Origin of the sequence: Shigella sp. FC1967, assembly GCF_001743005.1 — a bacterium.
Classification (GTDB): Bacteria; Pseudomonadota; Gammaproteobacteria; order Enterobacterales; family Enterobacteriaceae; genus Proteus.
Genome location: NZ_MIIZ01001378.1, coordinates 1 through 366 on the forward strand (window position 1 = coordinate 1; position 366 = coordinate 366).

Annotated in this window: 1 rRNA gene; it reads right to left on the reverse strand. The window is 51.9% G+C overall.

Going from position 1 to position 366, the window contains the following annotated elements:
* Positions 1-366, reverse strand: a 16S ribosomal RNA gene (locus BHE89_RS22175); the annotation flags it as partial.

Sequence of the window (366 nt, forward strand, 5' to 3'; positions counted from 1 at the left end):
TGCAGACTCCAATCCGGACTACGACAGACTTTATGAGTTCCGCTTGCTCTCGCGAGGTCGCTTCTCTTTGTATCTGCCATTGTAGCACGTGTGTAGCCCCTACTCGTAAGGGCCATGATGACTTGACGTCATCCCCACCTTCCTCCGGTTTATCACCGGCAGTCTCCTTTGAGTTCCCACCATAACGTGCTGGCAACAAAGGATAAGGGTTGCGCTCGTTGCGGGACTTAACCCAACATTTCACAACACGAGCTGACGACAGCCATCGCAGCACCTGTCTCAGCGTTCCCGAAGGCACTCCTCTATCTCTAAAGGATTCGCTGGATGTCAAGAGTAGGTAAGGTTCTTCGCGTTGCATCGAATTAA